Source organism: Cupriavidus sp. FW306-1B-F12B (genome assembly GCF_058781795.1).
Map to the genome: position 1 here is coordinate 437,162 of NZ_JBYSXC010000001.1, position 23,527 is coordinate 460,688.

The 23,527-nt window shown below is 67.9% G+C and carries 21 protein-coding genes; 11 read left to right on the plus strand and 10 right to left on the minus strand.

Annotated elements, in window-relative coordinates; genetic code table 11:
- Positions 1-3 precede the first annotated feature (3 nt).
- The 5 genes from AC3WLE_RS01945 (at position 4) to fghA (ending at position 5,961) form a co-directional block, all read left to right on the plus strand.
- A complete protein-coding gene (locus AC3WLE_RS01945) occupies positions 4-1,683 on the plus strand; it encodes a glycerol-3-phosphate dehydrogenase/oxidase (RefSeq protein WP_492356274.1) in 1,680 nt (559 codons plus the stop codon).
- Positions 1,680-3,230, plus strand: coding sequence for an FAD-binding oxidoreductase (locus AC3WLE_RS01950; protein WP_492356273.1), 1,551 nt, complete (start codon positions 1,680-1,682; stop codon positions 3,228-3,230). The genes AC3WLE_RS01945 and AC3WLE_RS01950 overlap by 4 nt, the downstream gene beginning before the upstream one ends.
- A gap of 5 nt (positions 3,231-3,235) precedes the next feature.
- Positions 3,236-3,820 (plus strand): glycerol-3-phosphate responsive antiterminator, encoded by a 585-nt coding sequence (locus AC3WLE_RS01955; RefSeq protein WP_492318470.1) that lies wholly within the window; start codon positions 3,236-3,238, stop codon positions 3,818-3,820.
- Between the two features lie 178 nt (positions 3,821-3,998).
- Entirely contained in the window at positions 3,999-5,105 is a 1,107-nt protein-coding gene (locus AC3WLE_RS01960) for an S-(hydroxymethyl)glutathione dehydrogenase/class III alcohol dehydrogenase (RefSeq protein WP_116358555.1), read from the plus strand.
- 13 nt (positions 5,106-5,118) lie between these two features.
- Positions 5,119-5,961 carry an S-formylglutathione hydrolase gene (gene fghA / locus AC3WLE_RS01965; protein ID WP_492318471.1) on the plus strand — a complete coding sequence of 281 codons (843 nt, stop codon included), beginning with the start codon at positions 5,119-5,121 and terminating at the stop codon, positions 5,959-5,961.
- Between the two features lie 10 nt (positions 5,962-5,971).
- On the opposite strand, the gene AC3WLE_RS01970 is transcribed toward fghA, so the two are convergent.
- Entirely contained in the window at positions 5,972-6,985 is a 1,014-nt protein-coding gene (locus AC3WLE_RS01970; protein WP_492356284.1) for an AraC family transcriptional regulator, read from the minus strand.
- Between the two features lie 150 nt (positions 6,986-7,135).
- Between AC3WLE_RS01970 and AC3WLE_RS01975 the strand changes: the two genes are divergently transcribed.
- From AC3WLE_RS01975 to AC3WLE_RS02000, 6 genes are read left to right on the plus strand one after another with little or no spacing between them, the layout of a single operon-like run.
- Entirely contained in the window at positions 7,136-8,269 is a 1,134-nt protein-coding gene (locus AC3WLE_RS01975) for an acyl-CoA dehydrogenase family protein (RefSeq protein ID WP_492318472.1), read from the plus strand.
- Between the two features lie 45 nt (positions 8,270-8,314).
- On the plus strand, positions 8,315-9,838 hold the full coding sequence (locus AC3WLE_RS01980) for a CoA-acylating methylmalonate-semialdehyde dehydrogenase (RefSeq protein WP_492318473.1): 1,524 nt from the start codon (positions 8,315-8,317) through the stop codon (positions 9,836-9,838).
- A gap of 37 nt (positions 9,839-9,875) precedes the next feature.
- On the plus strand, positions 9,876-10,781 hold the full coding sequence (gene mmsB, locus AC3WLE_RS01985) for a 3-hydroxyisobutyrate dehydrogenase (protein ID WP_492318474.1): 906 nt from the start codon (positions 9,876-9,878) through the stop codon (positions 10,779-10,781).
- A complete protein-coding gene (locus AC3WLE_RS01990; protein ID WP_492318475.1) occupies positions 10,778-11,548 on the plus strand; it encodes an enoyl-CoA hydratase in 771 nt (256 codons plus the stop codon). The genes mmsB and AC3WLE_RS01990 overlap by 4 nt, the downstream gene beginning before the upstream one ends.
- Positions 11,549-11,557: 9 nt before the next feature.
- Entirely contained in the window at positions 11,558-12,691 is a 1,134-nt protein-coding gene (locus tag AC3WLE_RS01995; protein ID WP_492356272.1) for an enoyl-CoA hydratase/isomerase family protein, read from the plus strand.
- A gap of 14 nt (positions 12,692-12,705) precedes the next feature.
- Positions 12,706-13,371: a Crp/Fnr family transcriptional regulator gene (locus AC3WLE_RS02000; RefSeq protein WP_492318477.1), complete on the plus strand. Its 666-nt coding sequence runs from the start codon at positions 12,706-12,708 to the stop codon at positions 13,369-13,371.
- Between the two features lie 12 nt (positions 13,372-13,383).
- Here the strand turns inward: AC3WLE_RS02000 and alaC are convergent, their stop codons facing one another.
- The 9 genes from alaC to AC3WLE_RS02045 all read right to left on the minus strand — a co-directional run bounded on the left by alaC (position 13,384) and on the right by AC3WLE_RS02045 (position 23,506).
- Positions 13,384-14,610 (minus strand): alanine transaminase, encoded by a 1,227-nt coding sequence (gene alaC, locus AC3WLE_RS02005; RefSeq protein ID WP_492318478.1) that lies wholly within the window; start codon positions 14,608-14,610, stop codon positions 13,384-13,386.
- 130 nt (positions 14,611-14,740) lie between these two features.
- Positions 14,741-15,151, minus strand: coding sequence for a hypothetical protein (locus AC3WLE_RS02010; RefSeq protein WP_492318479.1), 411 nt, complete (start codon positions 15,149-15,151; stop codon positions 14,741-14,743).
- Positions 15,152-15,207: 56 nt separating this feature from the next.
- The gene (locus tag AC3WLE_RS02015) at positions 15,208-16,035 is read right to left on the minus strand and encodes a siderophore-interacting protein (RefSeq protein WP_492318480.1); all 828 of its coding nucleotides are present in this window, start codon (positions 16,033-16,035) and stop codon (positions 15,208-15,210) included.
- A gap of 78 nt (positions 16,036-16,113) precedes the next feature.
- Positions 16,114-16,821: a PadR family transcriptional regulator gene (locus tag AC3WLE_RS02020; RefSeq protein ID WP_492318481.1), complete on the minus strand. Its 708-nt coding sequence runs from the start codon at positions 16,819-16,821 to the stop codon at positions 16,114-16,116.
- A 91-nt stretch (positions 16,822-16,912) separates the two neighbouring features.
- Entirely contained in the window at positions 16,913-18,001 is a 1,089-nt protein-coding gene (locus AC3WLE_RS02025; protein ID WP_492356271.1) for an MBL fold metallo-hydrolase, read from the minus strand.
- 156 nt (positions 18,002-18,157) lie between these two features.
- The gene (locus AC3WLE_RS02030; RefSeq protein ID WP_492356270.1) at positions 18,158-19,603 is read right to left on the minus strand and encodes an FAD-binding oxidoreductase; all 1,446 of its coding nucleotides are present in this window, start codon (positions 19,601-19,603) and stop codon (positions 18,158-18,160) included.
- Positions 19,604-19,628: 25 nt separating this feature from the next.
- Positions 19,629-20,438, minus strand: coding sequence for a 4-hydroxy-2-oxoheptanedioate aldolase (gene hpaI, locus AC3WLE_RS02035; RefSeq protein WP_492356269.1), 810 nt, complete (start codon positions 20,436-20,438; stop codon positions 19,629-19,631).
- A gap of 37 nt (positions 20,439-20,475) precedes the next feature.
- Positions 20,476-21,948: an NAD-dependent succinate-semialdehyde dehydrogenase gene (locus AC3WLE_RS02040; RefSeq protein WP_492356268.1), complete on the minus strand. Its 1,473-nt coding sequence runs from the start codon at positions 21,946-21,948 to the stop codon at positions 20,476-20,478.
- Positions 21,949-21,982: 34 nt separating this feature from the next.
- Positions 21,983-23,506, minus strand: coding sequence for a UxaA family hydrolase (locus AC3WLE_RS02045; RefSeq protein WP_492356267.1), 1,524 nt, complete (start codon positions 23,504-23,506; stop codon positions 21,983-21,985).
- Between the last annotated feature and the right edge of the window lie 21 nt (positions 23,507-23,527).

Sequence of the window (23,527 nt, forward strand, 5' to 3'; positions counted from 1 at the left end):
GACATGGTGATTTTTCCATCCCGCAGCGCTAACCGCGAGCGCGCCGCCATGACCAGCACCGAGCCATTGCGGCTGATGCGCCGGGACCTGCTCGACCGCCTGGAGGCGGATGCGTTCGACATCCTGGTGGTCGGCGGCGGCGTGACGGGCGCCTACGCCGCGCTGGATGCCAGCTTGCGCGGCTATCGCGTGGCGCTGGTTGAAAAGTGCGACTTCGCCGCGGGGACCTCGTCCAAGTCATCAAAGATGGTGCACGGCGGCCTGCGCTATATCGAGCAGGGCAATCTCGGCCTGGTGCGCCATTCACTGCTGGAGCGCCAGCGCCTGCGCCGCAACGCGCGCCATCTGGTGCAGCGGCTGCCGTTCCTGTTCCCGGTGATGGAGCGCAACGGCGTGTTCGACAAGCGCCTGGCCAAGGCCTTCGAAAGCCTGCTCTGGACCTACGACCTCGCCGGTGGCTGGCGCGAGGGAATCCTGCACCAGAAGCTGACCAAGGCCGAGGTGCTGTCACACTGCCCGACCTTCAATGAGGAACATCTGACCGGCGGCTACCTGTACTTCGATGCGCGCGTCGATGATGCCCGCCTGACACTGAACATCGCACGCACGGCAGCGTTCCATGGCGCGGCCGTGGTCAATCACGCGACCGTCGCCGAGATCACCCGCGACGGCCACGGCAAGGTGGATGGCGCCATTGTCCACGCCGGCGAGCGCGAGATCCGCGTGCGCGCAGGCGTGGTCATCATGGCAACCGGCGTCTGGCTGCGCGACTGGACCGGCCGCAGGAAGGGCGAGGCCAGGACCCTGCACATCCGCCCTGCCAAGGGCGTCCACGTTGCCATCCCGTGGCTGAAGATCCGCAATGACTGCACGGTGACGATCCCGGTGCCCGGCCGCAACCGCCGGGCAACCATCACGCGGTGGGGCAATGTGTCCTACCTCGGCACCACCGACGAAGACTATGAGGGCGACCTCGACAATGTCATGTGCACCCGGCAGGAACTGGACTTCCTGCTGGAGGGCGCGCGCTCGGCACTAAAGACCGACCTGACGCCGGATGACGTGGTGGGCAGCATCGCGGGGTGCCGCCCGCTGGTGGCGCCGCCCGGCGGCAAGACCCTGGAAATCAGGCGCAATCACGAGATTCATACCGCCGACGACGGCCTGGTGACCATCGTCGGCGGCAAGCTCACGACCTCGCGGCACATGGCAGAGCAAACCATCGATGCCGCGCAGAAGGTCATCGGCAAGCGCAGCAAGTGCCTGACCAGATCGGCCTATCTGCTCGGGGCGGCTGGCTATGACGCGCAGGCCATCGTCGCATCCGGCGGCATGTCCGCGCATCTGGGCGAGCGCTATGGCACGGAGGCGCGCTTTGTCAGCGACATCCTGCAGGCGGACGCCACCCTGGCCAGGCCGATCGTCGAAAGCCTGCCGTATACCGAAGCGGAAATCGTCTACGCCGTGCGTCATGAACTGGCCGGCACGGTTGACGACGTCTTGTCACGACGCATCCGCGCCCGCCTGATGGCGCGCGATGCCTCCGCCCGCGCCGCAGCGCGGGTGGGACAGATCCTCCAGGCCGAACTCGGATTGTCCGAAGCGGCCGTGGCGCGGCAGGTCAGCGAATACCTGGCCGCCGTCGCCCTCGAAAAATCCGTCCTCATGGGAGACTCAGCATGATCAGCAAGGAAGCCATCAAGCGCGGCTACAACCGCGGCAACTACGTCGTCGGCGCCCACACGCCGCCGGGCTATGCGGCGAACATCCAGGGCACGCCGGATGCGCCGGGCCTGCAACGCGACACCATTGCCGTCTGCGCGGCCGATGTCGCGGCCCTGCGCAAGGTGGCCGACGAGGTCCTGACCGATACCGCCGACGTCGTGGCGTGGACCCGCGACTGGTGGGCCGGATCGATGATCACGGAGACCGCGGGCAAGCCCGCCACGCCGCGCGGGGTCATCGTGCGCGCTTCCACCGTGGAACAGGTGCAGGCAGTCATGCGCATTGCCAGCGCCAGCGCCATTCCGGTCACCGTATCGGCCGGCCGCAGCAACGTCACGGGCGCTGCCCTGCCCGTGCGCGGCGGCATCGTGCTGGACGTGTGCGGCCTGAACCAGCTGGTCGGATTCGACAAGGACAGCCAGATCGTCGACGTGGAAGCCGGCATGTTCGGCGACATTTTCGAGGAGACCGTGCAGAAGGAATTCGGCATGACGATGGGCCACTGGCCTTCGTCGTACGCGATCAGCACGGTCGGCGGATGGGTAGCCTGCCGCGGCGCCGGCCAGTTGTCCACGCGCTATGGCAAGATCGAGGACATGGTGTTCGGCATGGACGTGGTGCTGGCCGACGGCAGCCTGGTCACCGTGGGCGGCTACTCGCGCGCGGCATTGGGCCCGGATCTGCAGCAACTGTTCATCGGGTCCGAGGGCATGCTGGGCGTGATCGTGCGCGTGCGCCTCAAGCTGCACCGCCTGCCCGACTACGGGCGCGCCATCGCCTATGGCTTCAAGACCTTTGCCATCGGCCTGGAGGCCTGCCGCGAGATCATGCAGCGCGGGGCCAACCCGGCCGCGCTGCGGCTCTATGACGAACTGGAAAGCGGCGTGCAGTTCGGACTGCCGGACACCAACGTCCTGCTGGTTGCCGACGAGGGCGCGCGCGAGATGGTCGATGCGGTGATGACGATCAGCGAGCGCGTGTGCCAGGAACTTGGTGACAAACTGGACAGCGAGTCCATTTTCGAGCGCTGGCTCGACACGCGCTACCTGACCGGCAAGAGCGCCGAGGGCTTCAAGCGCAGCCCCGGCTTTGTCGCCGATACGCTCGAAATGTCAGGGCCGTGGCGCGACCTGGCTGCCATCTACACGGACGTGGTCAAGGCCATCAATGCCGTGCCGGGCACCCTCGCCGGCTCCGCGCACCAGTCGCACGCCTATGTGGACGGCGCCTGCCTGTACTTCTCCCTTCGCGGCGAGGTCGCGGTGGAAGACCGCCAGAAGTGGTATCGCCAGGCATGGGATGCTGCCAATGCGGTGCTGATCCAATACAATGCGGCACTGAGCCACCACCACGGAATCGGACTGCTGCGCGCGCCATACATGGCCTCGTCGCTGGACACGGCGTTCCCGCTGCTGGCGGCGGTCAAGCAGGCACTCGACCCGCAGAATATCCTGAACCCAGGCAAGCTGGGTCTCAGTGACGTGCTCACCAACGAACCGAAGTAACCAGCATGGACAGGTCCCTCGGTGCGCGCCTGACGCGACACCCCGTCATCGGCACACTCTACGGTGTTGACCAGATCGACGCCATCTTTGAAAGCGTGGCCGAAGTCTGCATTGTCGCCAACGTGGAACTGCGCAAGCTGCAGCCCGTCATCGCCACGCTGGCCAGCGCCGGCAAGTACGTCATCGTCAATATCGACAGCTGCGAAGGCTTGTCGCAGGACAAGGGCGGGGTGGAGTACCTGGCCGACATCGGGGTGACCAGTCTGGTTTCCACGCGCGTGGCAACGATCCAGCGCGCCAACCGCGCCGGCATGGTGACGATGCAGAAGGTCTTTGTGACCGACCGCTCCACCTGGCCGCGCAGCGTCAAGGCGCTCGAACAGAGCGACCCGAACCTGGTGCAGCTGATGCCGGCGCCGATGCTGTCGCACCTGCCCGAAGCGGACCGCAAGGCGCTGCCGCCGATCGTGACATCAGGCTTTGTCTGCAATCGGGATGATATCCGCAGCGCGCTCGCACATGGCGCCGTGGCCGTCTCCACCAGCGACCGCAAGCTCTGGAATCTGGAAGCGAGAGCGCTGAAGGCGTAAGACTCGCGCCTGGCGCCGCCTGGGCAGTTTCGCTGACCGCTGATCGGCCAAAACTGGCCCGCTGCGGCAGGAAGATCGTATAGTCTTGTCCTCGGACCTGGCTTGCCCCCGCGCCGCGCCGGCCTACGCCGCGCAGCCCGCAAGCCACCCCACATTCCTGATCCCGGAGGACTCCCCCATGAAAACCAAAGCCGCCATCGCCTGGAAAGCCGGCGCCCCGCTGACCATTGAAGACGTGGACCTGGACGGCCCGCGCGCCGGGGAAGTGCTGGTGGAAGTCAAGGCCACCGGTATCTGCCATACCGACTACTACACCTTGTCCGGGGCCGACCCGGAAGGCATTTTCCCGGCGATCCTGGGCCATGAAGGCGCGGGCATCGTCACCGACGTCGGCCCGGGCGTGACCTCGCTCAAGCCCGGCGACCACGTGATCCCCCTGTACACGCCGGAATGCCGCCAGTGCAAGTTCTGCCTGTCGCGCAAGACCAACCTGTGCCAGGCGATCCGCGCCACCCAGGGCAAGGGCCTGATGCCGGACGGCACCTCGCGCTTTTCCATCGACGGCAAGCCGATCTTCCACTACATGGGCACCTCGACCTTCGCCAACCACATCGTGGTGCCGGAGATCGCACTGGCCAAGATCCGCCCCGACGCGCCGTTCGACAAGGTCTGCTACATCGGCTGCGGCGTCACCACCGGCGTGGGCGCGGTGCTGTTCACCGCCAAGGTGGAAGCCGGCGCCAACGTGGTCGTGTTCGGCCTGGGCGGCATTGGCCTGAACGTGATCCAGGCGGCCAAGATGGTGGGCGCCGACAAGATCATCGGCGTGGACCTGAACCCTGGCCGCGAAGCCATGGCGCGCAAGTTCGGCATGACCCACTTCATCAACCCGAAGGACGTGGATAACGTGGTCGACCACATCATCCAGCTGACCGACGGCGGTGCCGACTATTCGTTCGAATGCATCGGCAACACGCAGGTCATGCGCCAGGCGCTGGAGTGCTGCCACAAGGGCTGGGGCAAGTCGATCATCATCGGCGTGGCCGAGGCCGGCGCGGAGATCTCGACGCGGCCGTTCCAGCTGGTGACGGGGCGCGAGTGGAAGGGCTCGGCCTTTGGCGGCGCCCGCGGGCGCACCGATGTACCGAAGATCGTCGACTGGTACATGGAGGGCAAGCTCAATATCGACGACCTGATCACGCACACGCTGCCGCTGGAGCGCATCAACGAGGGCTTCGACCTGATGAAGCGCGGCGAGTCGATCCGCTCGGTGGTGCTGTACTGAGGACGGCGCCGACATGGAACTGATCTCGCAACACGGCTGCCACGGCGGCGTGCAGCGCTTCTATCGCCATGATTCGACGGCGATCGGGCTGCCGATGCGTTTCTCGGTCTACCTGCCGCCGCAGGCGCAGGCAGGCGGCAAGGTGCCGGTGCTGTTCTACCTGGCCGGCCTGACCTGCACCGAGGAAACCTTCATGATCAAGGCCGGCGCGCAGCGTTTTGCCGCCGAGCACGGCCTGATGCTGGTGGCGCCCGATACCAGCCCGCGCGGCGCGGGCCTGCCGGGCGAGGCCGATGCCTGGGACTTCGGCGTGGGTGCCGGGTTCTATGTCGATGCCACCGAGGCGCCGTGGCAGGAGTACTGGCGCATGGAAAGCTACGTGGCCGACGAGCTGTTCGGGCTGGTCACCACCGCCTTGCCGGGCGATGCCGGCCGCGTCGGCATCTTCGGGCATTCCATGGGCGGGCACGGCGCGCTGGTGCTGGCACAGCGCCATCCGCAGCGCTTCCGCTCGGTGTCGGCGTTTGCGCCGATCGCCGCGCCGTCACGCTGCCCGTGGGGCCAGAAGGCGTTCACTGGCTATCTCGGCACGGACCGCGCCGCGTGGGCTGAGTACGACGCCAGTGAACTGATGGCACGCCAGAATGGGGCGCCCTTCCCGGCTGGCATCCTGGTCGATCAGGGACTCGACGACCAGTTCCTGCAAAGCCAGCTGCATCCGGAAGCATTCGCGGCGGCCTGCCAGGCCGTCGGCCAGCCGCTGACGCTGCGCCGGCATAGCGGCTACGACCACGGCTACTACTTCATCACCAGCTTTATCGCCGACCACATCCGCCACCACGCGGCGCAGCTCTAGACGCGCCGCATCAGCCTTCCGCCACCCGGCGGTAAGCGCCCGGGCGCGATCCGGTCCAGCGCCGGAACGCCCGGTGGAACGCGCCCGGCTCGGCAAAGCCGAGCTCGGCCGCGATATCCGCCACCGGGCGGCCGGAATGGCTGAGCGCCTCGATGGCAAGATCGCGCCGCAGCGCATCCTTCAGGTCCTGGTAGCTGACGCCCTCCTCCATCAGCCGGCGCCGCAGCGATGATGCGGACAGGTTCAGGCTGATTGCCAGGTCTTCAAAGGTGGGCCATTGATCCGGACGCTGGTTGCGCAGCAGCCTGCGCACGCGCGCGCCCACGCTGGCGCGGTCGGAGTACTTCACCACCACGTTGTGCGGCGCATCGCGCAGGAAGGCCTTCAGGCTGCGCTCGTCCTGGCGCACCGGCTGCTCCAGCAGTGCCGCGTCGAAGACCAGCGCCGTGGCCGGCTGCCCGAACGCCAGCTGGCGCGAATACATGACGCGGTATTCCGCGCTGTACTGCGGCTCGTCGTAGTCAAAGGCCGCCAGCCGCACCGGCACGCGCCGCCGCAACAGCCAGCTCATCAGGCCATGCAGCATGATCAGCATGGTTTCCTTGGCAAACACGCCGGGCTGCCGCCCCAGGTGCGCGCAGGGCGCGGTCAGCACCAGCGCGGCCTCGTCGCCGTGGCGCTCCAGCCGCACGCCGATATCGTCCAGCAGCAGCCGGAAGTACCGCGTGATGCGCTCCAGCCCCTGCCCCAGCGTGCGGCTCCCGGCCACCGCGTGGCACAGCATGGCAAAGCTGCCGCACTTCATGCTGCGCGAATCCTGCCCGAAGAACTCATCGTCCAGCGCCGCCGCCACGGCCATCCACAGCTCGCTGTAGCTGGCGGCCGAGACGCGTGACTGCGGCACCGCCAGCAGCGCCGGCGCAATGCCGGCGCCGCGCAGTACCGGATCGGGGTCGACGCCGCGTGCGCGCAGCCCCGCGATGGCGTGGTGGACGAAACAGATGGCGACACTGCCTTTTTCCATGGCGCTGAGGGTGGCAATCGAGTTCACGAAGATTGGCGGATTTTGGCATAGGAGCCGGCCTCCGGCGTTCCTACACTGCCCGCAGGTCAAACGCCGACGCGCATTCTGCCTGACTTGCAGCGCGGCTCCAAACGCCCACCCCTAACTGCCATGCACAGCGACTACACCGAAGAGCAAACCATGATCCGCGACAGCGCGCGCGCCTTTGCCACCGAACGGCTGGCCGCCGGCGCCGCGCAATGGGACCGCGACGCCCGCCTGCCCGACGAGGTCGTCGCCGAAATGGGCGCGCTGGGGCTGTTGGGCATGATCGTGCCCGAGGAATGGGGCGGCACCTATACCGACTACGTCGCCTATGCGCTGGCCATCGAAGAGATCGCCGCCGGCTGCGCCGCCTGCGCCACCATGATGAGCGTGCACAACTCGGTCGGCTGCGGGCCGGTCCTGCATTATGGTACCGATGCGCAGAAAGAACGCTACCTGGCGCGGCTGGCCAGCGGCGAGCTGATCGGCGCATTCTGCCTGACCGAGCCGCAGGCGGGCTCCGAAGCGCACAACTTGCGCACGCGCGCCCGCTTCACCGACAACGGCTGGGTGCTCAATGGCAGCAAGCAGTTCGTCACCAACGGCCAGCGCGCCGGCGTGGCGGTGGTGTTTGCCGCCACCGAGCCCGAGCGCGGCAAGAAAGGCATCTCGGCCTTCCTTGTTCCGACCGACACCCCGGGCTTCATCGTGCACGCGCCCGAGAAGAAGCTCGGCATCCGCGCCTCCGACACCTGCGCGATCACGCTGGAAGACTGCACCGTACCGCACGACGCACTGCTCGGCGAACCCGGCGAGGGCCTGCGCATCGCGCTGTCCAACCTGGAAGGCGGGCGCATCGGCATCGCCGCGCAGGCCATCGGCATTGCGCGCTCGGCCTTCGAGGCGGCGTGCCGCTATGCCTCGGAACGCATCCAGTTCGGCCGCGCCCTGCGCGAACACCCGCCCATCGCCAACATGCTGGCCGACATGGCCACCGAGCTGAACGCCGCGCGCCTGCTGGTGCACCGCGCCGCACGCATGCGCAGCGAAGGCGTGCCGTGCCTGTCCGAAGCCTCGCAGGCCAAGCTGTATGCGTCCGAGCTGGCCGAGCGCGTGTGCTCCAAGGCGCTGCAGATCCACGGCGGCTACGGCTATCTCGAAGACTACCCGGTCGAGCGCCACTACCGCGACGCCCGCATCACCCAGATCTACGAAGGCACCAGCGAGATCCAGCGCATGCTGATCGCGCGCAGCCTGTAGTCCCACCATCCCTTGCCAACAGAACCAGACCTTCCGGAGACAACCATGAGTGCCGTGCCCAAGACCGACAATGCCGTGCCGACCGTGCCGCTGCTGATCAACGGCGAATGGGTGGATTCGTCCGCCACCGAATTCCGCAACGTGGTCAATCCCGCCACGCAGGAAGTGCTGGCACGCGTGCCGCTGGCCACCGCCAGCGAGGTCGCCGCTGCCGTGGGCGCCGCGCACCGCGCCTTTGCCACGTGGCGCCACACGCCCATCGGCGCGCGGCTGCGCGTCATGCTGCGCTTCCAGGCCCTGATCCGCGAGCACAGCAAGCGTATCGCCGCCATCCTGACCGCCGAGCAGGGCAAGACCCTGGCAGATGCCGAAGGCGACATCTTCCGCGGGCTGGAGGTGGTCGAGCACGCCTGCTCCATCGGCACGCTGCAGCAAGGCGGTTTTGCCGAGAACGTGGCCGCCACCGTCGACACCTACACGCTGCAGCAGCCGATCGGCGTCTGCGCGGGTATCACGCCGTTCAACTTCCCGGCGATGATCCCGCTGTGGATGTTCCCGATGGCGATCGTGTGCGGCAATACCTTCGTGCTCAAGCCTTCAGAGCAGGACCCGCTGTCTACCGTGGAGCTGGTCAAGCTGGCGCTGGAAGCCGGCGTGCCGCCGGGCGTGCTGAACGTGGTGCACGGCGCCAAGGACGTGGTCGATGCGCTGTGCACGCACCCGGACATCAAGGCGGTGTCGTTCGTCGGTTCGACCGCTGTCGGCACCCACGTCTACAACCTGGCCGGCGCGCACGGCAAGCGCGTGCAGTCCATGATGGGCGCCAAGAACCATGCGGTGGTACTGCCCGATGCGCACAAGGAGCAGACGCTGAACGCGCTGGCCGGTGCAGGCTTCGGCGCGGCCGGCCAGCGTTGCATGGCCACCTCGGTGGTGGTGCTGGTGGGGGCGGCACGCGACTGGGTGCCCGACCTGGTCGAACGCGCCAGGACCCTGAAAGTCGGCGCCGGTGCCGAGGCTGGCACCGATGTCGGCCCCGTGGTATCGGTGGCGGCAAAGGAACGGGTCCTCGGCCTCATCGCCGCCGGCGAGCGCGCAGGCGCGACGCTGGTGCTGGATGGCCGCGGCGTGGAAGTGCCGGGCTATCCGCAGGGCAACTTCATCGGCCCGACCATCTTTACCGATGTCCGCACCGACATGTCGATCTACACCGAAGAGATCTTCGGGCCGGTGCTGGTGGTGATCGGTGTCGATACGCTGGACGAGGCCATCGCCCTGGTCAACCGCAACCCGTTCGGCAACGGCACCGGCGTGTTCACGCAGAGCGGCGCCGCGGCGCGCAAGTTCCAGAGCGAGATCGACGTGGGCCAGGTCGGCATCAACATCCCCATCCCGGTGCCGGTGCCCTACTTCAGCTTCACTGGCTCGCGCGGCTCCAAGCTGGGCGACCTGGGGCCTTACGGCAAGCAGGTGGTGCAGTTCTATACCCAGACCAAGACGGTGACGGCGCGGTGGTTTGACGACGCCACGGTCAACGATGGGGTGAATACCACCATCAGCCTGAAGTAAGCACGCCGCATTCAAGCACGAACCGGAAGGAGACCCCATGCATATCGCCTTCATCGGCCTGGGCAACATGGGCGCGCCCATGGCGCGCAACCTGCTCAAGGCCGGTCATACGCTGACCGTATTTGACCTCAACGCCGCTGCGGTGGCATCGCTGTGCGCCGAAGGCGCCGCCACCGCGGACTCCGCCCGCAAGGCCGTGGCCGAAGCGGACTTTGTCATCACCATGCTGCCCGCCGCAGCCCATGTGCGCAGCGCTTACCTGGGCCCGGAAGGCGTGCTGGCCGGCGTACGCGCGGGCGTGCCGCTGGTGGATTCCAGCACCATCGACCCCGCCACCGTGCGCGAACTGGCCGCCGCCGCCGAGGCAAACGGCAATGCGCTGGCCGATGCGCCGGTCTCCGGCGGCACCGTTGGCGCGCAGGCCGGCACGCTGACCTTCATGGTCGGCGCCACCGAAGCGCTGTTCGCCCAGGTGCGCCCGGTGCTGGCCGGCATGGGCCGCAACCTGGTCCACTGCGGCGGCACCGGCACCGGCCAGGTCGCCAAGATCTGCAACAACCTGATCCTGGGCATCTCCATGATCGGCGTATCCGAGGCCATGGCGCTGGGCGTCAAGCTCGGCATCGATGCCAACGTGCTCGCCGGCATCGTCAATACCTCCACCGGCCGCTGCTGGGCCTCGGACACCTGCAACCCCTGGCCCGGCGTGATCGAGACCGCGCCGGCCGCGCGCGGCTACAGCGGCGGCTTTGGCGCCGACCTGATGCTCAAGGACCTGGGCCTGGCCAACGACGCCGCGCGCAGCGTGAAGCAGCCGCTCTTCCTGGGTGCGCTGGCGCAGCAGGTCTACCAGGCCGTGAGCCATGCCGGCGACGGCCAGCTCGACTTCTCCGGGGTGATCCGCCAGTACCTGTCCGCAGCCGACAAGGAGGCCAAGGAATGATCGAGTTTGCCCTGCAAGGCCACGTCGCCACGCTGACACTGAGCCGCCCGCCCGCCAACGCCTTCACCGCCGAAGGCCTGCAGCAGCTGCGCGAGCTGGTGGCAAAGATCGACGCGAACCCTGAAGTACGTGCCGTGGTCGTCACCGGTGCCGGCGAGAAGTTCTTCAGCGCCGGCGCCGACCTGAACGGCTTTGCCGAGGGCGACCGCGCCCATGCCCGCGTGATGGCGCAGCAGTTCGGCAGCGCCTTCGAAGCCCTGCAGAACGCGCGGCCCGTGGTGATCGCCGCGGTCAACGGCTATGCCATGGGCGGCGGGCTGGAATGCGCGCTGGCCTGCGATATCCGCATCGCCGAGGAACAGGCGCAGATGGCCCTGCCCGAAGCCGCCGTCGGCCTGCTGCCGTGCGGTTGCGGCACGCAGACGCTGCCGTGGCTGGTCGGCGAAGGCTGGGCCAAGCGCATGATCCTGACCAACGAGCGCGTCGATGCCGCCACGGCGTTGCGCATTGGTCTGGTGGAGGAAGTCGTGCCGCGCGGCCAGGCGCTGGCCACGGCGCTGGCGATGGCGCAGCGCGCCGGCAACGTCAGCCCGCGCGCCGCCGCCCACAGCAAGCGGCTGGTGCACCTGGCGCGCCAGGGCGTACCGCGCCAGGCCGCGCTGGCGCTGGAGCGCGAGCGCTTTGTCGACCTGTTCGACGATGCCGACCAGCGCGAAGGCGTCAACGCCTTCCTCGAGAAACGAACGCCGCAATGGCGCAACGCCTAGGAGCCCGCCATGCGCCTGACTGAAGAGACCAAGGCCGCCAACCTGGATGCCGCCGAGCCGGAGGTGCTGTTCCAGGTCGTCAACGGTATCGGCATAGCCACGCTGAACCGGCCGCGCCAGCTCAATGCCCTGTCGTACCCGATGATCGTCGCGCTCGGCGCGCAGATGGAAGCCTGGGCGCACGACGACGCCGTCCGCGCGGTGGTGCTGCGCGGCGCCGGCCCCAAGGCCTTCTGCGCCGGCGGCGATATCCGCGCGCTGACCGACAGCTACCGCGACGGCACCCCGCTGCACCGGCGCTTCTTCATCGACGAATACACGCTCGACTACCGCCTGCACCGCTACCCCAAGCCGCTGGTGGCGCTGATGGACGGCATCGTCATGGGCGGCGGCATGGGCCTGGCGCAAGCCGCGCACCTGCGCCTCGTCACCGAACGCTCGCGCGTGGCCATGCCCGAAACCGGGATCGGCCTGGTGCCGGACGTGGGCGCCAGCCATTTCCTGTCAAAGCTGCCGGTGGAGCTGGCCTTGTACCTGGGGCTGACCGGCGTCACCATCGGCGCGGCTGATGCGCTGCTGTGCGGACTGGCCGATGCGGCAGTGGACAGCGCCACGCTGGCCGGGCTGGAGCAATCGCTTGCCGGCATCGCCTGGGGCCATGACACGCTGGCAGACCTGCGCCACGCGCTGGTGCGCGAGCACGTGGCCAGCGCCGCCGACGCCCCGCTGCTGCAAGTGCTGCCGGCACTGCTGCAGCATTTCCCGGCGCACGCGACACTGCCCGAAATCCTGGCCGGCCTGGCTTGCCAGGACGACCCGGCCTACGCCGCATGGGCCAGCCGCACCATCGATGTACTGCGCACCCGTTCGCCGCTATCCGCCTGCGCCACGCGCGAATTGCTGCTGCGCGGCCGCCGCATGGACCTGGCCGACTGCTTCCGCATGGAGCTGGCGGTGGTGGTCAACACCTTCACGCAAGGCGATTTCATCGAGGGCGTGCGCGCGCTGATCGTCGACAAGGACAATGCCCCGCACTGGCGTGTCACCGGCTATGACGCGGTGGATGATGCCGCCGTCCAGGCGCTGTTCCGGCCGTGGTGGGCGCCGGGCGAGCAGCCGCTGCCCCTGGGCCCGCGCGGCTGAGCGGATGCGCTGCCGTGAGCCTCGACGCGCTGCTGGCGCGCAGCCCCTGGGCCGCGGCACTGACCCCGGCGCAACGCCAGCGCGTGCGCGCCGAGCTGCGTGAACGCACGGTGCCGCAAGGCGCCTATGTCATCCGCAAGGGCGACCGGGCCGACAGCTGGCTAGGCATCGCCGAGGGCCTGGTCAAGGTGCATTGCGCATCGCCCTCCGGCAAGCGCGCGACGCTGACCGGCGTGCCAGCCGGCGGCTGGCTCGGCGAAGGCTCCCTGCTCAAGCGCGAGGCGCTGCGCTATGACGTGGTGGCGCTGCGCGATTCCCGCATCGCCTGCATGCCGGGGGCCACCTTCCGCTGGCTGCAGGAGACCAGCCTGCCCTTCAACCGCTATCTGCTCGACCAGCTCAATGAACGGCTCGGCCTGTTCATCGCGACCGTCGAGCATGAACGGCTGTACGGCATCGAGGGCCGTGTGGCGCGGGCGCTGGCTACGTTATTCCATCCGGTGCTATGCCCTGGCCTGGGCCCGGCGCTGCATCTGACACAGGAAGAAGTCGGCCTGCTCGCGGGGATCTCGCGCCAGCGCGCCAATGCGGCGCTCAAGGTGCTGGAGAGCGAAGGCTTGCTGGCGGTCGAGCACGGCGCGGTGCATGTGCTCGACCTGGAGGCACTGCGCCGCTACTGAGGCGGCGCCCGTTCATGCCTGCGCCGCCGAGGGCGGCTTCACCAGCCCGTCCGCCCGGAACATCGCCTTGATGCCGCGCACCGCCTGCCGGATGCGCGATTCGTTCTCGATCAGGGCAAAGCGCACATACTCGTCGCCATAGTCGCCAAAGCCGATGCCCGGCGACACCGATACCTTGGCCTTGGCCAGCAGCTGCTTGGAGAATTCCAGCGAGCCCAGCGCGCGGTACGGCTCGGGAATCCGCGCCCAGATATACATCGACGCCCTCGGGATCTCCACCGGCCAGCCCGCTTCGATCAGCCCGCGCGCCAGCACGTCGCGGCGCGACTGGTACTGCGCGGCGATCTCGCTCACGCACTGCTGGTCGCCCTCCAGCGCGGCGATGGCCGCGATCTGCAGCGGCGTGAAGGTGCCGTAGTCGTGATAGCTCTTGATGCGCGTCAGCGCCGCCACCAGGTCCGGGTTGCCCACCATGAAGCCCACGCGCCAGCCCGCCATGTTGTAGCTCTTGGACAGCGTGAAGAACTCCACCGCGATGTCCTTGGCGCCCGGCACCTGCATGATCGACGGCGCCTTCCAGCCATCGAAGACGATGTCGGCATAGGCCAGGTCGTGCACCACGAAGATATCGTGCTTGCGTGCCAGCGCAATGACGCGCTCGAAGAAGTCCAGCTCCACGCATTGCGCGGTGGGGTTGGACGGAAAGCCCAGCACGATCATCTTCGGCTTGGGATAGCTGCCGCGGATGGCACGCTCCAGCTCGGCAAAGAAATCGATGCCCGGCACCAGCGGCACCGAGCGGATATCCGCGCCGGCAATGACCGCGCCGTAGATATGGATCGGGTAGCTGGGATCGGGCACCAGCACCGTGTCGCCGCGGTCCAGCGTGGCCAGCATCAGGTGCGCCAGGCCTTCCTTGGAGCCGATGGTGACAATGGCCTCGGTATCCGGGTCGATCTCGACGTCATAGCGTTCGCGGTACCAGTGCGCGATCGCGCGGCGCAGCCGCGGGATGCCCTTGGAGGCCGAATAGCCGTGCGTATCGGGCCGCTGCGCCGCTTCCGTGAGCTTGGCCACGATATGCGCCGGCGTGGCGCCATCGGGGTTGCCCATGCTCATGTCGATGATGTCCTCGCCACGGCGGCGGGCGGCCATCTTCAGCTCGGCGGTGATATTGAAAACGTACGGGGGAAGGCGATCGATGCGCGCAAAGCGGCGCTTGCCAGAAGCGGCAGTCATGGAGGGAGTCCTTTACGTAAGCGCCCGGAACCGTCCGAGCGACGTCGGCAGCCGTTGTCTCGGCTGCCGGAGACTCATGTTAGCGGGGATGCGGCGAATGCACAACGGTCACGTGAGGCCGCGCGAAAGATCAAAGCAGCTTGCCGCCCGGCGGACGCGTCGGCCGGTCCGCCGGCAGGTTGCGCACGATGCAGTCCAGCGCGCGCGAATCGGACTTGCCGCCAAGCGCCGCGCTGACCGAATCCCGATACTGCGTAGGCGAGATGCGCTGGTAGTAGAGCCGCGAGGTCAGGTCCAGCCAGTATACGTAGTTGTCGTCGTCCCTGCTGCCACTGGTGCGCAGCCAGTCGCTGATATTGCTGGAGCCAACCACCATGTTGGGGCAAGCGGTCTGCAGCGAATCGAGATAGTCATTGAAGCCCTTGGCCTGGATATTGCGCACGGAGTCCGGCGCACAGGCCGCCAGCAACGCTGCGCAGGCGGAGGCCAGCGCGAAGCGCCGGCTGATCGTGAAGCGGCGAAAGATGGACGAAGGCTGCACGGCAGGGTCTCCCTGGCGGATGGCGGTGGCACTATCTTACCGGCACCCCGCCCGCTTCAGTCGTCCAGCGTCTCATGCACCGCCGCATCGCCGCGCTTCCAGTAGGCCGACGCGCGGATGCGGCGCTTGTCGATACCGCGTTCGCTGACCAGGTACTGGCGCACCGCTTTCATCGCCGCCGCTTCACCAGCGGCCCACACATAGCCCTCGCCGCGCGGCAGCGTGAGCTTGCGCAGCGCCGCTTCCAGCAGGCTGCCTTCCAGCGCATCGCCACGATGCAGCCAGTGCACATCGCATTGCGCCTGCGTCGGCAGCGGAATCTGCGCCGCGTCATCGCCCACTTCCACCACCACGATGGCGCGCGTATCGGCCCCGAGCTCTTCCAGGCGCCGCGCGATCGCCGGCAGCGCGGTATCGTCGCCGATCAGCAGGTGCCAGTCGAACGCCGTGGGCACCACGAACGAGCCGCGCGGGCCGCCCACGCCCAGGTACTGGCCCGGCTGCGCCTGCGCCGCCCAGGTCGACGCGGGACCATCGCCATGCAGCACGAACTCGATATCCAGTTCCTGCTTCGCCCCATCGTAGCGGCGCGGCGTGTAGTCGCGCGCGGCCGGCCGCGGCTGGCCTTCGGGGAAGGTGATGCCGTCAGTGGTGACCTGCGGCAGCACCGGCTTGTCAGCGCCATCCACCGGGAAGAAGACCTTGACGTGGTCGTCGAACGACGCCGAGATAAAGTCCTGCAGATCGGCGCCACCCAGCGTCACGCGCAGCAGCTGCGGCGATACCTGCGTGGTGCGCACCACCTGCAGCAACCGCATCTTAAGAGGATGGCGCACGCGCTGCACAGTCAGGTCGCGTGCGGAGGCTTGGTCGTTCTCACTCATGTTGGAATTCCTTGGAATTAAACCCGGCGTCTGCCGGGTCAGGTTGCCGATGGCCGCAGCCAGCGTCAGTGCCACGCGTCAGGCCTTGCGGACCGCTTCGATCTCAGCCGCCGCGCGCAGCAGGATCTCTGCGATGCGGCGCTGCTCGTCGGCGCCCGCATCGCTGCGCAGCGCAATGGCACGCTTGATCGCGGCGCGGGCCTGCATCAGTTCGGGCAGCCAGCCGCCCTGCTCCGGCTCGGGCTGCGGCTCGCCGCTCATGGCGCGCCGCATCCACTCCACCTTGCGCGCCACGTGGCGCAGCTTGGCGATCATCACCTCGACCCGCTCGCGGTTGGCCGCAAGGTGGGCCTTGCCGGTCTCGGACAGCTGGTAGCGCTTCTTGTTGCCTTCCGTGTCGACGGTGGCGTAGCCGACTTCTTCCAGGTAAGTCAGGGCCGGATAGACCACGCCGGGACTGGGCTTGTAGAAGCCGTTGGTACGGCTCTCGATCGCCTTGATCAGTTCGTAGCCGTGGCTCGGCTTCTCTTCGAGCATGGCTAGCAGCAGCAACTGCAGGTCATCGGCGCTGAACTTGCGGCCCCGGCGCCAGCCTTCGCCATCGAAGCTGCCGGGGCCATCGGGGCCGCCAGGGCCGAAGCCGTCGTCATGGCCGCCGCCCCAGAAGCCGCCGCCGTGGCGGCCCATGGCGTGGTGGGCGAAGTGACGCTCAAAGTGCGGCACAAGGCGCATCAACAGGTGACGGCCGTGGCCTGAGATGCCAAAAGGGTGGGAATGATGGCGCATGACTAGCCCCGATATGTCGTAAAACATATCTTACGATATATATCGTACGAGCGGAAGTCAAGGCGACGCGGCAGTCCCCGCCGCGTGGGGATTACCTCATGCGGTACCAGTGGCAGCCATCGGGACCGGTCTCCCGCACCGCCTCGCCCCGCTCCAGCAGGTAGTTCAGGTGCGCAATGCTCTCGCCGGTAGCCATCCCCAACAGCCCGCCGCTTCCGGTGATGGGGCGCGAGAACAACTCACCGAACACATCCACCGCCCGCTTCGGCTTCCCCAACGCCCCACGCAACCGATCCAGCGCCTGCAACTGGCTCGCCCGCAAATAGTCAATCCGCGCATGCAGCCCACGGAACGGTTCGTTATGCGCCGGCAGCACCAGCACATCGTCCGGCACAGCGGCGCGCACCTTGTCCAGCGAAGCCAGCCAGTCCTGCATCGGATCGGCATCGGGCTCGGTCGGGAACACCGAGACGTTGGAAGAAATGCGCGGCAGCACCTGGTCGCCGGACACCAGCAGCTTCAGCGCCGGGCAGTACAGGCAGCCATGTTCGGGCGAATGACCCGTGCCGACGATGACCTGCCAGTCGTGCGCGCCGATGCGCACGGTGTCGCCATCGGACAGCCGGTGGAAGCTCTCGGGCAAGGCGTGGACATATTTGCCGAAGCCACCGAAGCGGGTGCGGTACACCTCGATCGCTTCGTCGTCCCAGCCAGCCTTGCGATAGAACTCGGTCGCGTCATCGGGCGCCGCTCGCCCCGTATCCGCCGCCAGCACACGGCACATCAGGTATTCCAGCCGCGTCATCCACAGCTGGCAGTCGAACTTGCCGGTCAGCCACCCGGCCATGCCGATGTGGTCGGGGTGCATATGGGTCACGAACAGGCGCGTCAGGCCGCCGGCCAGCGGGCCGCTTGCGGCGAACAGCGCGCGCCAGGCCTGGGCGGTTTCCGGGGTCTGCAGGCCGGCGTCGACGGCGGCCCAGCCATTGCCGTCGCGGATGGCCCACAGGTTGATGTGGTTCAGGCCCAGCGGCATCGGCATGCGCAGCCACAGCACACCGGGCGCTACCTCGCGGGCGTGGCCGGGTTCGGGGGCGTCACCGCAGGGGTAGTCGAGCTCGGGTTTTTCGAGGGAGATGGGGGCAGCTGCGAGGGCGATGTCGGGGGATTGGGCGCTCATCGGTATCTGGGCCGGTGGGCCGGCCGTGCTGTGCGCGGTGGCCGGTGCGGCAATGCCCCGGCTCCGCGCGTTCTGGATAGCTGACACCTTAGCCCAGATGGGCGATTCCTGCTACGCGCGCCCTGCCCGCGTTGCGTGGTGTGGCATAGCGGTGAGCTATCGGGCCGGCGCCGGCAGCACCTTGCCGGGATTGAGCAGGTTCAACGGATCGAGCGCCTGCTTCACCTGCCACATCAGCTCCAGTTCCACCTGGGACTTGTAGCGCGTCAGGTCATCGCGCTTGGCCACGCCGATGCCATGCTCGGCCGAGATCGAGCCGTTTTCCGCATGGGCCATGCCGTCGACCAGCGCGGAGACCCGTTCATACCATTGCGCCAGGAACTCTTTGCCTGGCTGATCCCTGGGCCGCAGCGGGTTGAAGTGCACATTGCCGTCGCCCATATGGCCGTAGATCACCATGCGCGCGTCCGGCACCAGTTCCAGCACCCTGGCCGAGGCTTCCTCGACAAACGCAGCGATGCGCGACAGCGGCACCGAGACATCGCACTTGATGCTGCCGCCGGTGCGGGTCTGCGCGTCGGAGATCTCTTCGCGGATGCGCCAGAAGGTCTGGGCATCGGACAGGCTGGCGGCCACGGCGGCGTCCTGCACCAGGCCCTGGCTGAAGCCGGATTCGAGGATTTCCATCAGCGTGGCGTTGAGGCTTTCCGCATCGGTGCCGGAGGTCAGCTCGATCAGCACCATCCAGTCGTGCTTGGCCTGCAGCGGGGAAGCCACGTTGCCAAGATACTCAAGCACTAGTTCCAGCGCTGGCCGCGAGATCAGCTCGAACGCGGTCACGGCCTGGCCGGACAGGCGCTTGGCTTCGCCCAGCAAGGCTACCGCCGCGGCGGGGTCCTGCACGGCGACAAAGGCCACGGCGCTGCTGCGCGGCTGCGGCATCAGCTTGAGCACGGCGCCGGTGATGATGCCAAGCGTGCCTTCCGCGCCGACGAACAGCTGCTTGAGGTCGTAGCCGGTGTTGTCCTTGCGCAGGCCGCGCAGTGACGAGTAGATGCGGCCATCGGGCAGCACCACTTCGATGCCGAGCACCAGGTCGCGCATATTGCCGTAGCGCAGCACCGCGGTGCCGCCGGCATTGGTGGACAGGTTGCCGCCGATCTGGCATGAGCCTTCGGAGCCGATGCGCAGCGGGAACAGGCGCTGCCCGGCCTCGGCGGCGCTGCGTGCCGCGCTCAGTGTGACGCCGGCCTGCACGGTCATGGTGTCGTTGATGGTGTCGATGTCCAGCACCCGGTTCATGCGGCTGAGGTTGACCACCACGGCGGTGCCACTGTCGTCGGGCACGGCGCCGCCCATCAGCGAGGTATTGCCGCCCTGCGGCACCACCGGCACGCGCCGGGCATGGCACCACTGCAGCACCTGGCTGACCTCTTCCGTCGATGACGGCAGCACCACTACCTGGGCCTGGCCGCAGTAGATGCCGCGGTAGTCGGTGACGTAGGCCTGCGTGTCGGCGTCGCCGCTGCGGCAGGCGCTTGCACCAACGATGGCCTGCATCGCGCGCAAGGTGGTGTCTGGGGTCGGGGTTTCGGCTGGCATGTGTGTAAGGCGAAGGAGATACGGGTCAGTACGCGGCGGAAGGCTTGTCTGCGGCGGGAGCGTCAGAGGGCTGTTCGCGGAACGATGCGGCAAGCTTGCGCGCGGCGTTGGCGTACAGCATCACGTCCACGCCGGTGGCCACGAAGGTGCAGCCCAGGTCCAGGTAGCGGCGTGCCAGTGCCGGGTCCGACGTCAGCGTGCCGGCGGCCTTGCCGCTGGCGATGATGGTGCGCATCGCGCCTTCGATGGCGGCCTGCACCTCCGGGTGTCCGGGGCGGCCGCGGTGGCCCATCGACGCAGCCAGGTCGGCCGGGCCGATAAAGACGCCGTCGATACCATCCACCGCGCAGATCGCTTCCAGGTTCTGCAATGCGGTGACGGTTTCGGCCTGCACCAGCAGGCAGACTTCATCGTCGGCCACATCGAGGTAGTCAGTGCGGGCGCTCCACTGCGAGGCGCGCGCAATCGCGCTGCCCACGCCGCGGATGCCTTGCGGCGGGTAGCGCGTGGCGCTGACCGCCATGCGGGCCTGTTCCGCGGTATCCACCATCGGCACCAGCAGGCTGCGCGCGCCGATGTCGAGCAGCTGCTTGATCAGCGGCACTTCACCGGCCACGGCGCGCACCACGGGCTGGACCGGGTATGGCGCCACCGCCTGCAGCGCGTGCAACGTCGAGCGCAGGTCGTTGGGGGCGTGTTCGCCGTCGATCAGCAGCCAGTCAAAGCCTGCGGTGGCCGACACTTCGGCCAGGTACGGCGTTGCCATCGACAGCCACAGGCCGATCTGCGCCTGGCGGGCGGCCAGCGCGGTCTTGAAGGGATTGTTTGCGGGCATGGTGTGTTCCGGTTCGATGATCGCTGGGCCCGGCGCTTCAGCCGAGCTGGCCCTGGCAAAGGTACTTGGTATGCATGTAGTCGTCCAGCCCGTGGCGCGAGCCCTCGCGCCCGTAGCCGGATTCCTTGACGCCGCCGAACGGCGCCGCCTCGGCCGCGATCGCGCCCTCGTTGATGCCGACCATGCCGGTTTCCAGCGCCTGCGCCACGCGCCAGATGCGGCGGATGTCGTTGGAGTAGAAGTACGCAGCCAGGCCGAACGGGGTGTCGTTGGCGTCGCGGATCACCTCGGCTTCATCGCGGAAGCGGAAGATCGGCGCGACCGGACCGAAAGTCTCTTCGCACGACAGCTCCATCGCGGGGGTCGCATCGGCCAGCACCGTCGGTGCGTAGTAGTGCGGGCCATCGGCGGTGCGCACGCGCTTGCCGCCGGTGACCACGCGCGCCCCCCGGGCGACGGCGTCTTCCACGTGGCGTGCGATCTTGTCGACGGCGCGGGCATTGATCATGGGACCGATCTGCGCGGCCTCTTCCGTGGCCGGACCGACATGGAGCGCGCCAACGCGCTGTGCCAGGCGCTCGACAAAGGTGTCGTGCACTGTGTCGTGCACATAGACCCGGTTCGGGCACACGCAGGTCTGGCCGCCGTTGCGGAACTTGGACGCCATCAGGCCATCGACCGCGGCATCGAGATCGGCATCCTCGAAGACGATGAAGGGCGCGTTGCCGCCCAGTTCCAGCGACAGCTTCTTCAGCGTGCCCGCCGATTCGCGCGCGAGGTGCTTGCCCACGGGCGTGGAGCCGGTGAAGGTGATCTTGCGCACGCGGCTGTCGGCCAGCCAGGCGTCGACCACGCCCGGCGTGCGCTCGCGCGATGCGGTGACGATGTTGAGCACGCCCGCGGGCATGCCGGCCTGCTGCGCCAGCCATACCAGCGCCAGCGCGGTCAGCGGGGTGTCCTCGGCGGGCTTGGCCACCACCGTGCAGCCGGCGGCAAGCGCCGGGGCGATCTTGCGGGCAATCATCGCCAGCGGGAAGTTCCACGGCGTGATTGCCGCGACCACGCCCACCGGCTCCTTCAGCACCAGCAGTTTGCGGCCCGGCACGGCTTCCGCGACGATATCGCCGCAGATGCGCGTGGCCTCTTCGGCAAACCACTCGACATAAGACGCGCCATACTGCACCTCGCCGCGTGCCTCTTTCAGGGGCTTGCCCTGCTCCGTCGAGATGATGCGCGCCAGGTCTTCCTGGTGCGTGAGGATCAACGCATGCCAGCGCTTGAGCAACTGGGCGCGTTCGCGCGCGGGCCGGCGGCTCCATGCCGGGAAAGCGGCAGCGGCGGCATCGACGGCAAGGCAGGCATCGCCGGCATCGCTGTCCGGCACGTTGGCAAAGGTCTCGCCGGTGGCCGGGTCGGCGACCGGCAGGCGCGCGCCAAGGCCGGCATCGCACCACCGGTCGTCAATCAGGTTCTGGCTGCGCAGCAGCGCTTGTTCGGAAAGCGTCAGCATAAGTGTGGAGGAAGAAAGATTGGCGGAAGGCGGCTCAGCTGACGATGCCGAGGTGCCAGGGCACGAACTCGTTGTCGCCCAGGCCCAGCGCTTCGCTCTTGGTCGGCTCGCCGGAGGCCGCGCGCAGGATATGTTCGAAGATCCGCTGGCCCATCTGCGGCACGGTCAGTTCGCCGTCAAGCACCAGCCCGCAGTTGATGTCCATGTCTTCTTCCAGGCGGTGGTACATCGCCGAGTTGGATGCGAGCTTGATCGTCGGCGCGGGCTTGGAGCCGAACATCGAACCGCGGCCGGTGGTAAAGCAGATCAGGTTGGCGCCGCTGGCGATCTGGCCGGTGACGGCCACCGGGTCATAGCCGGGCGAGTCCATGAACACAAAGCCGGCCTGGTCGATCGGCTCGGCGTATTCGTACACCGCCTGCAGCGGCGTGGTGCCGCCCTTCATGGCCGAACCCAGCGATTTCTCGAAGATATTGGCCAGCCCGCCCTGCTGGTTGCCGTGGCCGACCACGCCGTTGAACTGTGCGTTGTGGCCGGCGGTGTAGCGCTCCCACCAGGCCAGGCGGTCCAGCAGCTTCTGGCCGACCTCGGGTGTTACCGCGCGGCGCGTGAGCATGAACTCAACGCCATGGATTTCCGGCGTTTCAGACAGGATGGCGGTGCCGCCATGGCGCACCAGGATATCCATCGCCGCGCCCAATGCCGGGTTGGCGCTGATGCCGGAAAAACCGTCCGAGCCGCCGCATTCCAGCCCGATCTTCAGGTGGCTGGCCGATACCGGCTGGCGCACCGCGGTATTGGCCGCGGGCAGCATCGATTCGATCGCGCGGATGCCTGCGGCAATGGTCGCACGCGTGCCGCCGCTATCCTGCATCACCAGCGTGTGCACCGCGGGGCCGGGCTCAAGCCCCTGCGATTCCACCAGTGAGGCCACCTGGTTGCGCTCGCAGCCGAGGCCGACGATCAGCACGCCGGCCAGGTTGGGATGGCGCGCATAGCCAGCCAGCGTGCGGCGCAACACGTCGAAGTGCTCGCTCGGCGACGACATGCCGCAGCCGCTGGTCTGCGCGAAGGCGACCACGCCATCGACATTCGGATACGCTGCCAGCCGCTCCGCTGTGAAATGCGCGGCGATCTGGCGGATCACGGTAGACGAGCAATTGACCGAAGACAGGATGCCGATGAAATTGCGCGTACCCACGCGCCCGTCCGGTCGCACAAAGCCGTTGAAGGTGGCGCGCCGGGCCTCGGGCACGTAGTCCACCGGCCGCACGTCCTGGCAGAACGCCGGGTCGCGGTAGAAATCGACCAGGGTCAGGTTGTGCGAATGCACGTGGTCGCCCTGGGCGATATCGCGCGCGGCCACGCCGATCACGGTGTCGAACTTGCGCACCGGCGTGCCGGCGGCGATGGCGCAGGCCGCGATCTTGTGGCCGGCCGGCACCTGCGCGCGCACGCGCACGGCGGGGTCGGCCAGCTGCTGGCCAAGGCTGAGGTCGCTGCGGGCGACCAGCACGTTGTCGTTGGCGTGCAGGCGGATGACGGGATTGGGATTCACTTGGACTTGGCCTTCGGCGGC